The 13,288-nt window shown below is 74.3% G+C and carries 13 protein-coding genes; 7 read left to right on the plus strand and 6 right to left on the minus strand.

Features of this window, described 5'->3' with window-relative positions; translation table 11 throughout:
• Positions 1-220 precede the first annotated feature (220 nt).
• Complete coding sequence (locus ACF07S_RS23820) at positions 221-829, plus strand: adenylosuccinate lyase (protein ID WP_391965639.1); 609 nt, start codon at positions 221-223, stop codon at positions 827-829.
• Here the strand turns inward: ACF07S_RS23820 and ACF07S_RS23825 are convergent.
• The 3 genes from ACF07S_RS23825 to ACF07S_RS23835 form a co-directional block, all read right to left on the minus strand.
• The gene (locus tag ACF07S_RS23825; protein WP_391965640.1) at positions 826-1,362 is read right to left on the minus strand and encodes a GNAT family N-acetyltransferase; all 537 of its coding nucleotides are present in this window, start codon (positions 1,360-1,362) and stop codon (positions 826-828) included. The genes ACF07S_RS23820 and ACF07S_RS23825 overlap by 4 nt on opposite strands.
• A 121-nt stretch (positions 1,363-1,483) precedes the next feature.
• Positions 1,484-3,064, minus strand: a complete 1,581-nt coding sequence (locus ACF07S_RS23830; RefSeq protein ID WP_391975038.1) for an alpha/beta hydrolase — start codon at positions 3,062-3,064, stop codon at positions 1,484-1,486.
• A 184-nt stretch (positions 3,065-3,248) separates the two neighbouring features.
• Entirely contained in the window at positions 3,249-4,397 is a 1,149-nt protein-coding gene (locus tag ACF07S_RS23835; protein ID WP_391975039.1) for an Rv2578c family radical SAM protein, read from the minus strand.
• A gap of 159 nt (positions 4,398-4,556) precedes the next feature.
• Here ACF07S_RS23835 and ACF07S_RS23840 point away from each other — a divergent pair, with 159 nt between their 5' ends.
• The 6 genes from ACF07S_RS23840 to ACF07S_RS23865 all read left to right on the plus strand — a co-directional run bounded on the left by ACF07S_RS23840 (position 4,557) and on the right by ACF07S_RS23865 (position 11,218).
• Positions 4,557-5,000: an SRPBCC family protein gene (locus ACF07S_RS23840; RefSeq protein WP_391965643.1), complete on the plus strand. Its 444-nt coding sequence runs from the start codon at positions 4,557-4,559 to the stop codon at positions 4,998-5,000.
• 477 nt (positions 5,001-5,477) lie between these two features.
• Positions 5,478-6,311 (plus strand): M55 family metallopeptidase, encoded by an 834-nt coding sequence (locus ACF07S_RS23845; protein ID WP_391965644.1) that lies wholly within the window; start codon positions 5,478-5,480, stop codon positions 6,309-6,311.
• Positions 6,304-7,608: a M20/M25/M40 family metallo-hydrolase gene (locus tag ACF07S_RS23850; RefSeq protein WP_391965645.1), complete on the plus strand. Its 1,305-nt coding sequence runs from the start codon at positions 6,304-6,306 to the stop codon at positions 7,606-7,608. Before ACF07S_RS23845 ends, ACF07S_RS23850 begins: the two co-directional genes overlap by 8 nt.
• A 4-nt stretch (positions 7,609-7,612) precedes the next feature.
• Complete coding sequence (locus ACF07S_RS23855; protein ID WP_391975040.1) at positions 7,613-9,628, plus strand: prolyl oligopeptidase family serine peptidase; 2,016 nt, start codon at positions 7,613-7,615, stop codon at positions 9,626-9,628.
• Positions 9,625-10,557: an LD-carboxypeptidase gene (locus ACF07S_RS23860; protein WP_391975041.1), complete on the plus strand. Its 933-nt coding sequence runs from the start codon at positions 9,625-9,627 to the stop codon at positions 10,555-10,557. Before ACF07S_RS23855 ends, ACF07S_RS23860 begins: the two co-directional genes overlap by 4 nt.
• Before the next feature lie 97 nt (positions 10,558-10,654).
• Positions 10,655-11,218, plus strand: coding sequence for a GNAT family N-acetyltransferase (locus ACF07S_RS23865; RefSeq protein WP_391965648.1), 564 nt, complete (start codon positions 10,655-10,657; stop codon positions 11,216-11,218).
• Positions 11,219-11,405: 187 nt separating this feature from the next.
• Here the strand turns inward: ACF07S_RS23865 and ACF07S_RS23870 are convergent, their stop codons facing one another.
• The 3 genes from ACF07S_RS23870 to ACF07S_RS23880 form a co-directional block, all read right to left on the minus strand.
• The gene (locus ACF07S_RS23870) at positions 11,406-11,753 is read right to left on the minus strand and encodes a VOC family protein (protein ID WP_391965649.1); all 348 of its coding nucleotides are present in this window, start codon (positions 11,751-11,753) and stop codon (positions 11,406-11,408) included.
• 161 nt (positions 11,754-11,914) lie between these two features.
• The gene (locus ACF07S_RS23875) at positions 11,915-12,223 is read right to left on the minus strand and encodes a hypothetical protein (protein WP_391965650.1); all 309 of its coding nucleotides are present in this window, start codon (positions 12,221-12,223) and stop codon (positions 11,915-11,917) included.
• Between the two features lie 58 nt (positions 12,224-12,281).
• Positions 12,282-13,244: an LLM class F420-dependent oxidoreductase gene (locus ACF07S_RS23880; RefSeq protein WP_391965651.1), complete on the minus strand. Its 963-nt coding sequence runs from the start codon at positions 13,242-13,244 to the stop codon at positions 12,282-12,284.
• Positions 13,245-13,288 lie beyond the last annotated feature (44 nt).

Consider the following 13,288-nt stretch of genomic DNA (forward strand, 5'->3'; position numbering starts at 1 on the left):
GCGGATCCGGCCTGCCCTGTCCCGGGGCCGAGCCGTACTGCGGTACACGGGGCACCGAACCGACTGCGACTCACGACGGCCGCGTCACCAGACCGCCGCGAGGAGGTTCGCGAGTGGGTAACTCGCTCGTCTGAGCTTAACCGGCGGGTAAGGAGCGCGCCAGCCCCCGGCTTCGTGATGTGCGTCCCGGGCGGCCCGCCGGACCCCTAACCTCGGGGACATGGACGAAGAGCTGCGATCGCTCACGGAGCGCTTACGGACGGAGTCGGGCGGATCGGCGGCGTACGACCGTCTCCTGGCCACGGACGGCCCCGACGCCCTGGCCACCGTCCTCACCGAACCCGGACAGCCGCTGTGGGCCCGGGAACTGGCCGCGTTCCGGCTGGGACTGGCGGGGGACCGGCGGGCCTTCGAGGCACTGGTGCTGCTCCTCAACCACCGCGACCCGCCGCGCTGTGCCGCCGCCGCCCACGCCCTCGCCCGCCTCGGCGACCCGCGCACCGCCCGCGCCGCCGCCGCCCTCGCCACCAACGAACTCCGCGTCGCCTACGCCCTGCACCCGGTCCGCCTGCTGACCGAGCTGCGCGCCCCCGAGGCGGTGCCCGCCCTGATCACCACCTTGCGGCGCCGTCTGCGCCCCCACGATCCGTACCGGCGGGTCGCCCTCGCCTGCGTGGAGGGCCTGGGCGAACTCGGCGACCCGCGCGCCGAACCTGTGCTGACCGAGGCGCTCGCCCACCCCGCGCTCGCCGAGGCCGCCGTACGCGCGCTGGCCCGCATCCCCCGGCAACGGGGTTCCCGGCGCCGCGTCCCCGGACAGGACGGCTAGCGCGGTCGGGCGGCGAGCGTCCTGGCGTACCGCACCTCGGGCACCTCGGTGCCGCCCACCTCGAAGGACTCCTCGGCGCCGTCCGCGCCGAACCCCGCGCGCTCGTAGAAACGGCGGGCACGGGCGTTGTCCTTGAGGACCCACAGGTACATGTCCCGGTGGCCGGCGGCGGCGCAGCGGTGGGTGACCTCGGTGAGCAGGGCCCGTCCCACGCCCCGGCCGATGTGCTCGGGGCGCAGGTACAGGGCGTACAACTCGGCGTCCCCGGTGCGCACATCGCCGTCCCGGTACGGGCCGAACGCGGCCCAGCCGGCGAGATCCCCGCCCTCGGTCTCGGCGACCAGGTTCACCACGCTGCCGTCGCCCCGCAGCAGGCGGGTGCGGTGCCGCTCGGCGTCCGCCCCGACGTCGAGGCCGTCGAGATACGGCTGCGGGACGAGGCCCCGGTAGGCGTGCTGCCAGCCGCGCACCCGTATCCCGGCCACGCGTGCGCAGTCGTCCGCGGTCATGGCGCGCAGCCGAACCCCGGTCATACGGCCACGACCGCCGGGGACGCGCCCGCGTCTGCGGGCGCGGGAGACACGATCGGAACGTCCATGGACCCATCTTGGACCATGGGTCCGCCGGCCCCGCCCCCGGCGGCCGGCCGGCCGTTCAGCCGCGGAAGCCGAGCAGACCGTGCAGCGTCGAGCCGCGTGCCGTGGACGGCGCCGCCTTCGACGTCCGCGGCTTGGGGCCGGGCAGCGCCGCGCACACCGCGTCGGCCTCGCCCTGCCCCCCGCGCGGCACGGTCCCGTCCGCCAGATAGGCGGTCAGATGCCGGTCCAGGCAGGAGTTCCCGCTCAGTGTGATGCCGTGGTTGCCGCCGCCCGACTCCACCACCAGGCGGGAGCGGTCCAGCAGACGGTGCACGGTGACGGCGCCCTGGTACGGCGTGGCCGCGTCCCGCGTCGCCTGGAACAGCAGCGCCGGGGGCAGCTTGCTGTTGCGGATGCGCTCCGGCCGCAGGGAACCGGTCGGCCAGAACGCGCAGGGCGCGTTGTACCAGGCGTTGTTCCAGGTCATGAACGGCGCCCGCTCGTACACCTCCCAGTTGTCCTTGCGCCACTGCCGCCAGTCACGCGGCCATGCGGCGTCCCGGCACTCCACGGCGGTGTAGACGCTGTAGCCGTTGCCGCCCGCGGCGTCGACGGCGCCGAAGTTCTCGTACGCCTCGACCAGCGGCTCGGCGTCGCCGTCGTTCACGTACGCCGAGAACGCCTCCGCGAGGTAGGGCCAGTAGCCGTTGTAGTAGCCGCCCGGGACGTAGGTGTCCTCCAGTTCGGCGGCGCCCACCTTGCCGCCGGCCGGGTTCTTGCCGAGGGCCGCGCGCATCGCGTACCAGGCGGCCTCGATCCTCTCCGGGTCGGTGCCGAGCCCGTACGCCGCGTCGTGTTCGGCGACCCAGGCCATGAAGGCGCGGTGGCGGTCGTTGAAGGCGTGGTCCTGGTTCAGGTTGGCGTCGTACCAGACCTCGGTGGGGTCGACCACCGAGTCCAGGACCAGACGCCGCACCCGTTCCGGGAAGAGCTTGGCGTAGACGGCGCCCAGATAGGTGCCGTAGGAGTAGCCGAAGTAGCTGATCCTCTTGGCGCCGAGCGCCCGCCGGATCACGTCCATGTCGCGCACCGCGCTGGTCGTGTCGATGTGCGGCAGCAGATCGGCGTACTTCTCGGCGCAGGCCGTGGCGAAGGACCGCACGCGCGTGAGGTTGGCCCGTTCCACCGCGGGCGTGGCCGGCACGGAGTCGGGGCGTACCGGATCGAAGTGGTCCGGCGCGCAGTCCAGCGCGGGCTCGCTCGCGCCCACCCCGCGCGGGTCGAAGCCGATGACGTCGTACTGGGCCGCCACCTCCGCGGGCAGCGACGACGCGACGAACCCGGCGAGCGTCAGACCGCTGCCGCCCGGGCCACCCGGGTTCACCAGCAGGGGACCCTGGTACTTCGCCGCGGTGTGCGGGACACGGGACAGCGCCAGCGTGATCTTCCGCCCGGCGGGGTCGGCGTGGTCGAGCGGCGCCTCGACGGACGCGCACTGGAGCGTCGGGTAGTCGTCGGTCCCGCACTCCCTCCACGCGGGCCGCACGGCGTGCGAGGGCTCCGCGGAGCGGGGTGCGCCGGCCTCGGCGGGCGCGGCCGTGAGGCTTGCGGCCACGACGACGGCGGCACCGCACAGCACGGCTGCGCGTTTTCTCATGGGTGCTCCCAGGACGGAGGTGCTGCGGACCGCGGGGCTCACGGCCCACGCGGCATCGTCCCGGCAAAGCGGTCCCGCGCGAACGTCTTCTCCCGGTTCTTGACCCGATTGGACTGCCGGATGCGCTCGAACGCGCCCCGGTCCTGTCCGGCCCTCCCCTCGTCGCCCGGGCGGCCCGGCGGCGTCAGGTGTGCGCCCTCGGCGTGTCGGACGCAGCCCCCGGTGCCGGCCGTGCCCGGTGCGGAGCGCGTGCGCGCACGGCGTCGCCGGGCGGAAGGGAGCCGCCGGACGGGGTCTGAGGGGGCGTCGGCCGGGCCGGCCCGGTCACCGGGGGCCCGGCGGGTTCGCAGGCACGGATCCGGCGCGGCGCCCCCGCGCGGGTGGGGCCGATGCCGTACTCCTGGGCCAGCTCGTGCACCTGACGGGTGATCCGGCGCTGGTACCACTTCGGGGCGTAGGCACCCTCCGCGTACAGCCGCGCGTAGCGGTCGGCCAGGTGCGGATGGTGCCGTGCGAGCCAGGACGCGAACCACTCGCGGGCGCCGGGCCGCAGGTGCAGCACCAGGGGCGTGACGGAGGTGGCGCCCGCGGCGGCGATCGCCCGCACGGTCGCGCGCAGTTGCTCCGGCCGGTCGCCCAGGAACGGGATCACCGGCGCCATCAGGACTCCGCAGCCGATGCCCTGCCCGGAGAGCGCGCGGACCACGTCCAGCCGCCGCTCGGGTGCCGGCGCGCCCGGTTCGACCGTGCGCCACAGCCCCTCGTCGGTGAAGCCGACCGAGACCGAGACGCCGACGTCGGTCACCTCGGCGGCCTGCTTCAGCAGCTCGAGGTCGCGCAGGATCAGCGTGCCCTTGGTGAGGATCGAGAAGGGGTTGGCGTGGTCGCGCAGGGCGGCCAGGATGCCCGGCATCAGCCGGTAGCGTCCCTCCGCGTGCTGGTAGCAGTCGACGTTCGTGCCCACCGCGAGGTGCTCGCCCCGCCAGCTGCCCAGGGCCAGCCGGCGGCGCAGCAGCTCGGGCGCGTTCACCTTGACCACGATCTGGCTGTCGAAGCCGAGGCCCGTGTCGAGGTCCAGGTAGCTGTGCGTCTTCCTCGCGAAACAGTAGACACACGCGTGGGTGCAGCCGCGGTAGGGATTCACCGTCCACTCGAACGGCATGCGGGAGGCCCCCGGCACCCGGTCGACGATCGAGCGGGCCCGGATCTCGTGGAAGGTGATGCCGTGGAACTCCGGCGTGCCGAAGGTGCGGGTGGTCACCGACTCGGCGCCGAACAGCGCGGCATCGGCCCTGCCGTGTCCGGGGTCCTGGGTGAGGTTCTCCCAGCGCATGACGCCTCCTCGGTGTCGCTGTCGCACAGAATAGAACACGTGTTCCCTTGATCGTGCGGGTGTCATCCTCGGTCACTTGCGGAACCCCGATTTGGGCGGCCGGGCACGGGGGTGGTTGGCTTGCCCCGACCCCGAGAACCCATGTCCTGGAGGAAAGCGATGGCGCAGGTCGAGGCCACTACGGAGCGGATCGTCGCGGCGGACGCGGAGACGGTGTTCGACACGCTCGCCGACTACAGCGGCACCCGCGCGAAGCTGCTGCCCGAGCAGTTCAGCGAGTACGAGGTCCGCGAGGGCGGCGACGGCGAGGGCACCCTGGTGCACTGGAAGCTCCAGGCCACCAGCAAGCGCGTCCGCGACTGCCTGCTGGAGGTCACCGAGCCGGCCGACGGAGACCTGGTCGAGAAGGACCGCAACTCCTCCATGGTCACCACCTGGCGGGTCACCCCGGCCGGCGAGGGCCGCTCCCGGGTCGTCGTGACCACCGTCTGGAACGGCGCGGGCGGCATCGGCGGCTTCTTCGAGAGGACCTTCGCGCCCAGGGGCCTCGCCCGCATCTACGACGCCCTGCTGGCCAGGCTGGCCGCCGAGGTCGAGAAGTAGACGGGCCCCGCCCGGTCCAAGGCGCGCGAAACCGGTGCGGAGACGGCTCCGCACCGGTTCGCGTGATCTCCCCGCGGACCCCCTGTGTTCCGTCCCGTGACCCGCCGCACGTGCCGGCAGTTGTCGCCTTGTGCGGATCGTCCCGCGGTGCGGCTGGGGGAACGGCACGTGGGCGGGAGCACTCCGGCGCGGGACGATCCGGTTCCGGCACCGGTCGCCGGTCCGGGTCCGGGTCAGGGCCCGCGCCGGGTCCGGCCGGTCCTCCTCGCGCTGCTGCCCGGCCGCCCCGGACCGTGCCCGCGGCGCCGGTCCGGCCGGGCGGGTGACGTGTCGGGGCGCGCCGCGCAGAGGGTGCCGCCAGCGGTGTGCGCAGGTCAGAGGGGTTGAGGCGGTGCCGGGGGTCCTTCACCGGTCTGGACCGGTGGGAGTTGTCCACAGGCTGGCCGCGGTCGGGCGGGACCACGTAGCGTGTGCCGCATGAAGATCCTCATCAGCGCCGACATGGAGGGCGCCACCGGCGTCACCTGGCCGGCCGACGTGCTGCCGGGGACCCCTCAGTGGGAACGGTGCCGGTCGATGTTCACCTCGGACGTCGACGCCGCCGTTCAGGGCTTCTTCGACGGCGGCGCCGACGAGGTGCTCATCAACGAGGCCCACTGGACCATGCGCAACCTGCTCCTGGAGCGACTGGACGAGCGGGCGCAGATGCTCACCGGCCGGCACAAGTCCCTGTCCATGGTCGAGGGCGTGCAGCACGGTGACGTCGACGGCATCGCGTTCATCGGCTACCACGCCGGAGCCGGCATGGAGGGCGTCCTCGCGCACACCTACCTCGCCAACTCCATCACCGGGGTGTGGGTCGACGGCGTACGGGCCAGCGAAGGCCTGCTCAACGCGCACGTGGCCGCCGAGTACGGAGTGCCGGTGATCCTGGTCACCGGCGACGACGTCGCCTGCGAGGACGCCCTCGGTTACGCGCCCGGGGCGCTCAAGGTCGCCGTCAAGGACCATGTGTCGCGGTACGCGGCCGTGTGCCGCACCCCGGCCCGTACGGCCGCCGACATCCGCGCGGCGGCGAAGGAGGCGGCCGCGCTGGCGGTGCGCCGGGAGCCGGCCGGTGCCGGGCCGTTCACCGTCGCGGTGGAGTTCGACGCCGAGCACCTGGCGATGGCCGTCACCGTCGTCCCGGGCGTGACCCGGACCGGTGAACGGAAGGTGGCGTACACCAGCGGAACCATGTACGACGGGATCCGCACCTTCAAGGCGGTCACCACGATCGCCTCGGCCGCGGTGGAGGAGCAGTATGGCTGACGAGCGGGCCATGGACGAGGTCGTCACGTTCACGTCGGACCTGATCCGGATCGACACGACCAACAGGGGCGGGGGCGACTGCCGGGAGCGGCCCGCCGCCGAGTACGCCGCCGCGCGGCTCGCCGAGGCCGGACTGGAGCCGGTGCTCCTCGAACGCACCCGGGGCCGCGCCAACGTCGTCGCCCGCCTGGAGGGCAGCGACCCGTCGGCCGACGCGCTGCTGGTGCACGGGCACCTGGACGTCGTACCGGCCGAGGCCGCCGACTGGAGCGTGCACCCGTTCTCCGGGGAGGTCCGCGACGGGGTCGTCTGGGGGCGCGGCGCCGTCGACATGAAGAACATGGACGCGATGATCCTCGCCGTGGTGCGGGCCTGGGCCCGCGAGGGCGTCCGGCCCCGGCGCGACGTGGTGATCGCGTTCACCGCCGACGAGGAGGCCAGCGCCGAGGACGGCTCGGGATTCCTCGCCGACCGGCACGCCCACCTGTTCGAAGGCTGCACCGAAGGCATCAGCGAGTCCGGCGCGTTCACCTTCCACGACGGCGGCGGGCGGGAGATCTACCCGATCGCGGCCGGCGAGCGCGGCACGGCCTGGCTGAAGCTCACCGCGCGCGGCCGGGCCGGGCACGGCTCCAAGGTCAACCGGGAGAACGCGGTGACCCGCCTCGCCGCGGCCGTCACCCGCATCGGCGAGCACGAGTGGCCGCTGCGGCTCACCCCGACGGTGCGCGCCGCGCTCACCGAACTCGCCGCCGTGTACGGCATCGAGACGGACCTGAGCGATGTGGACGCGCTGCTGGACAAGCTCGGCACGGCCGGCAGGCTCGTCGAGTCGACCGTCCGCAACAGCGCCAACCCCACCATGCTGGACGCCGGTTACAAGCTCAACGTGATCCCCGGGGAGGCCGTGGCCTACGTCGACGGCCGGTATCTGCCCGGTGCCGAGGAAGAGTTCCGCGCCACCCTGGACCGGCTCACCGGGCCGGACGTCGACTGGGAGTTCGCGCACCGCGAGGTGGCGCTCCAGTCGCCGGTGGACTCGCCGACGTTCGCCCGGATGCGGGCCGCCGTCGAGGCGTTCGCGCCCGAGGGGGACGTGGTGCCGTACTGCATGTCCGGCGGCACGGACGCCAAGCAGTTCTCCCGGCTCGGCATCACCGGCTACGGCTTCGCCCCTTTGAAGCTGCCGGAGGGCTTCGACTACCAGGCCCTCTTCCACGGCGTCGACGAGCGGGTCCCCGTCGAGGCGCTCCACTTCGGGGTGCGCGTCCTCGACCGGTTCCTGCGGACGGCCTGAACGAATGGGGGAGACGGTGCGGACCCTGGCGTACGGCGAGTGGCCCTCGCCCATCGACGCGGCCACGGCGGCGGCCCACGACGGCAGCCCCGAGTTCGTGGGCTTCGTCGGCGACGAGGTGTGGTGGACCGAACCCCGGCCCGCCGAGGGCGGCCGGCGCACCCTGGTGCGGCGGCGCGTCGAGGAACCGGGGCGCGAAGCCGGGACGGGAGGCGGCGGGCGACGGGCGGGCGGCACCGAGGAGTCCGTCCTGCCCCCGCCGTGGAACGTGCGCAGCCGGGTCATCGAGTACGGCGGCCGGCCGTGGGCCGGCACCGTGCCGGACGGCGGCGGCCCGCTCGTGGTGTTCGTGAACTTCGACGACCAGCGCCTGTACCGGTACGAGCCGGGCGGCGAGCCGCGCCCGCTCACCCCCGTGTCCACTCTCGGGCAGGGCCTGCGCTGGGCCGAGCCGACCCCGCTGCCGGAGCGCGGCGAGGTGTGGTGCGTCCTGGAGGAGTTCACCGGCGACGGTCCCGGCGACGTGCGCCGCGTCCTGGCCGCCGTACCGCTGGACGGCTCCGCCGCCGAGGACCGGGACGCGGTGCGGGAACTGAGCGACGGACGGCACCGGTTCGTCACCGGGCCGCGCCTGTCGCCGGACGGGCGGCGCGCCGCCTGGCTCGGCTGGGACCACCCGCGCATGCCGTGGGACGGCACCGAACTGCTCGTCGCCGACGTCGCCCCCGACGGCACCCTGCGCGACGCCCGTACGGTGGCCGGCGGACCCGAGGAGTCCATCGCCCAGGCCGACTGGACCCACGACGGCCGGCTGCTGTACGCCAGCGACCGCACCGGCTGGTGGAACCTCTACCGGGACGGGGAGGCGGTCTGCCCGCGCGAGGAGGAGTTCGGCGGGCCGCTGTGGAAACTGGGTCTGCGCTGGTTCGCCGCGCTGGACAGCGGACTGATCGCCGTGCTGCACGGCCGGGGCGCACCCGTGCTCGGCGTACTCGACCCCGAGACCCGCGAGGTCGTCGACGTGGCCGGTCCCTGGAGCGAGTTCGCCCCCTGCCTCGCGGCACACGGCGAACGGGTCGTCGCCGTCGGCGCCGGACCGCGCAGCGCCCACGAGGTGGTGGAACTGGACACCAGGACGGGCCGGTCCCGCGTGATCGGAGCCGCGCACGAGGACGCCGTGGACCCCGCGTACTACCCCGTGCCGGAGACCCGCACGTTCACCGGCCCGGACGGCCGTGAGATCCACGCCCACGTCCACCCGCCGCACAACCCCGCGTGCGCCGGACCCGCCGACGCCCGTCCCCCGTACGTGATCCGGGCGCACGGCGGTCCCACCGGCCGGGCCCCGCTGGTGCTCGATCTGGAGGTCGCCTACTTCACCTCGCGCGGCATCGGCGTCGCCGAGGTCAACTACGGCGGTTCCACCGGCTACGGGCGCGAGTACCGCAACCGGCTGCGCGGACAGTGGGGGGTGGTCGACGTCGAGGACTGCGCCGCCGTCGCGCGGGCCCTCGCCGACGAGGGCACCGCGGACCGCGAGCGGCTCGCCATCCGGGGCGGCAGCGCGGGCGGCTGGACCACGGCCGCCTCGCTCACCACGACCGACGTCTACGCCTGCGGCACCATCAGCTACCCGGTGCTCGACCTCACCGGCTGGGGCAGCGGGGAGACGCACGACTTCGAGTCCCAGTACCTGGAGAGCCTGATCGGCCCCCTTGCCGAGGTTCCCGGGCGCTACGCGGAGCGCTCGCCCACCGCGCACGCCGACCGGCTCACCGTGCCCTTCCTGCTGCTCCAGGGGCTGGACGACGTGATCTGCCCGCCCGTGCAGTGCGAGCGGTTCCTGGCCCGGCTGGCAGGCCGGAACGTCCCGCACGCGTACCTCACCTTCGAGGGGGAGGGGCACGGCTTCCGGCGGGCGGAGACGATGGCGCGCGCCCTCGAAGCGGAACTCTCGCTGTACGCCCAGGTGTTCGGGATGGAACCGCCCGGCGTCCCGGCCCTGGAACTCGGCGGATGAGCGGGACGGAGCCGCTGCGCCGGCCGGCCCGGCTGGCCCCCGGCGCCCGGGTGGCCGTCGTCGCGCCCAGCGGCCCGGTGCCCGAGGAGCGGCTCCGGGCCGGGCTCGACGTGCTGCGCGGCTGGGACCTCGACCCGGTGGTGGCCCCCCATGCGCTGGACCGGCACGACGAGTTCGGCTACCTGGCGGGCAGCGACGCCGACCGGGCCGCCGACCTGCAGTCCGCCTGGTGCGACCCGGACGTCGACGCGGTGCTCTGCGCCCGCGGCGGCTACGGCGCCCAGCGCATGGTCGACCTGCTGGACTGGCCGGCGATGCGGGCGGCGGGGCCGAAGGTGTTCGTCGGGTTCAGCGACATCACCGCGCTGCACGAGGCGTTCGCGGTCCGGCTCGGCCTCGTCACCCTGCACGGGCCGATGGCGGCCGGCATCGACTTCGTGAAGAGCGCGCGGGCGCAGGACCACCTCAGGTCCACCCTCTTCACGCCCGAGACGGTCCGCACCCTCCACTCCGACGGCACCGCGCTGGTCCCGGGACGGGCCCGCGGAGTCACGCTCGGCGGCTGCCTCTCGCTGCTCTCCGCCGGCCTCGGCACCTCGCACGCCCGGCCCTCCGCGCGCGGCGGGCTGCTGTGTCTGGAGGACGTGGGGGAGGAGACCTACCGCCTGGACCGCTGCCTCACCCAGCTCCTGCGGACCGGCTGGCTGGACGGGGTCCGCGGGCTGCTGCTCGGCTCCTGGGCCCGGTGCGAGCCGTACCACGGGGTGCGGGCGATGCTCGCCGACCGGCTCGGCGGCCTCGGCGTGCCGGTGGCCGAGCAGTTCGGGTTCGGGCACTGCGAGGACGCGCTCACCGTCCCCTTCGGCGTCGCGGCCGAACTCGACGCGGACGCGGGCACGCTGACCCTGGACGAACCGGCGCTGAGCTGAGCCGTCCGCCGGTCGCGTGCGGAGAGCGGCCCGGTGCCGGGTACGGAGAGCGGTCCGGTGCCGCGCGGGGCCGCCGGGCCCGTCGTAGGGTGGCGGGATGCCGCACACCGCTTCCCGCTACCTCGCCGAAGGCCACCGCGTGGGGCTGCGTCACTTCACCCACGCGGACGGCGCCGAGTTCACCGCCCGCGCCAGGCAGAGCAAGGACCTGCACCACCCCTGGCTGTTCCCGCCGGACAGCGCCGCGGCGTACGCCGCGTACGCGGCACGGCTGATCGAGGACCCCGCCAAGGCGGGATTCCTGGTGTGCGAGAAGGACGCGGACGGCGCCCTCGCCGGATTCGTCAACATCAACAACATCGTCGAGGGCGGCTTCCAGTGCGGGGCGCTGGGCTACGGCGCCTTCGCGCACGCGGCGGGGCGCGGGCTGATGCGCGAGGCGCTGGACCTGGTGGTGCGGTACGCCTTCGGCCCGATGCGGCTGCACCGGCTGGAGATCAACGTGCAGCCGGCCAACGCCGCGTCCATCGCGCTGGCCCGTGCCTGCGGGTTCCGCCTGGAGGGCTTCTCGCCGAACATGCTGTTCATCGACGGGGCCTGGCGCGACCACCAACGCTGGGCGATCACCAGCGAGATGACGACGGCCCGCGCGCGCCGGTGACCCGGCCGTCGTCCCCGGCGGCGGCCGCTCCCTCCGCACACCGGCGCGCGCCCCTGCCCATGTGCGCGAGGCGGGTGGGGCGGACGGCCGGGGGAGGAGGTCGTCGGCCGGCTGTGGACCGGGCCGGCCGGCGAACCGCTGCCGCGGCGGTGCGCCTCGCGGAGGCGGCCCACGCCGAACGGACGTGTCAGGCGCGGCGGTCCGCGTACTCGTAGACCGCCCCGTCCGGGTGCCGCGCGATGAGGTTGCGGCCCACCGGCGTGGGGAGCGGACCCGCGATGATGTCGGCGCCCATCTCCGCGAGCACCTGACCGGCCTCCTCGACGTCCCCCACGGCGATGGTCGCCGCGACCTTGCGCAGCACGTCCAGCTCGGCCGCGGGACCGCTCATCAACAGGAAGCAGCCGACCGCGGCGACCTGGACGCCGGCCCGTTCGAACCGGAGGGCCCGGCCGCCCGCCAGCCGCTCGTAGAAGGGGATGGCGGTCTCGATGTCGTCGACGCAGACGCGCAGTGTCGCACCCAGAATCTCCATGGGGAGGAGCCTAGTTGGGACCGCCGGGAGCAGGGGGGAGGCGCAGACGATCTCCCCACCCCGTGCCCGCCGGCGTCACGCGCCCCGGGACCCCGCCCCCGACGCACCTCACCACCGGACCTGGCGTCCGCGGGAGGCCGGCGACCCGGGGAGGCGCCGGATCAGCCGACCCGGTACCGCGCGACGTCCTCCGTCCGCAGCGTCGGACCGTGACCCGGGCCCGCTCCGGGGGCGACCGTGCCGCCGGTGTCGCGGACCGAGTGGCACATGGCGTCGTGCACGGCCGGGATGTCCAGCGCGCTCCTTCCCTCCACGAGCGGCGCGAGGTACCCGTCCAGGAAGCCGCCGATCACCGGGGGACCGTACGTCCAGCCGGTGCCGGTCGCGTCGCCCGCCGACACCTCGGCGATCACCACCGTTGTGGACTCCCGGGCCGGCGTGCCGTCCGCCTCGGCACCGTCGGCCGGCACGGTGTGGACGGAGAAGCCGGGCCGGCGCGGCCTCGTCGTCGGCCCGTCCTTCCCGCGCTCAGCCGGCCTGCTGGAGCTGCGGCAGCACCTTCGTGCGGTAGAAGTCGAAGAAGCCGCGCAGATCGGGGCCGATCTGGTTGACGTAGATCCGGTCGAAGCCCGCCTCGGCGAACCGGCGCAGCTCGGCGACGTGCTCGTCCACGTCGTCGCCGCACACCCGGTTCTCCCGCACCATGTCCTCGGTGACCAGGGTCTGCGCCTGCTCGAAGTGCTTCGGCGAGGGCAGCACCTGGCCCAGCTCCCCGGGCAGCAGCTCGTTCGGCCAGAGCCGGTGCACGGTGCGCACGCACTCCTCGCGGTCGGTGCCGTAGCAGACCTTGGTGCCGCCGCTGACGAGCTTTCCGCCACCCCCGCCCCTGCGGTACTGCTCCACCATGGAGGTGTCCGGCGTCATCGTGATGTAGCCGTCGCCGACGCGGGCCGCGAGCCTGGTGGCCGCCGGCCCGAAACCGGAGATGTCGACCGGGACGGGCTCGTCCGGCACGGTGTACAGGCGGGCGTTCTCCACCGTGTAGTGCGTGCCGTGGTGGTTGACCTCCTCACCGGTGAACAGCCGGCGCATCACCTGGATGGCCTCCTCCAGCATCTCCAGCCGTACGTGCGCGGGCGGCCAGGCGTCACCGAGGATGTGCTCGTTCAGCGCCTCGCCCGTGCCCACGCCCAGCCGGAACTCTCCCCGCGCCATCACCGCGCTCGTGGCCGCCGCCTGCGCCACCACCGCCGGGTGCGTCCGCACCGTCGGGCAGGTCACCGCCGTCCCCACCGGCAGGGACACCGCCTCGGACAGCGCGCCGAGCACCGACCACACGAACGGGCTCTGCCCCTGCTCGTCGTTCCACGGGTGGTAGTGGTCCGAGATCCACAGGGCCTGGAAACCGGCCTGCTCGGCCATCCGGGCCTGCTCGACCAGCTCGGCGGGACCGTACTGCTCGCACGAGAGGAAATAGCCGTACTCGGGCATGGGGGTCGCCTCCGTGACGTGGGCGGTTCGGGTCCGGAACCGGG

Source organism: Streptomyces sp. NPDC016640 (assembly GCF_043076215.1).
GTDB lineage: Bacteria > Actinomycetota > Actinomycetes > Streptomycetales > Streptomycetaceae > Streptomyces.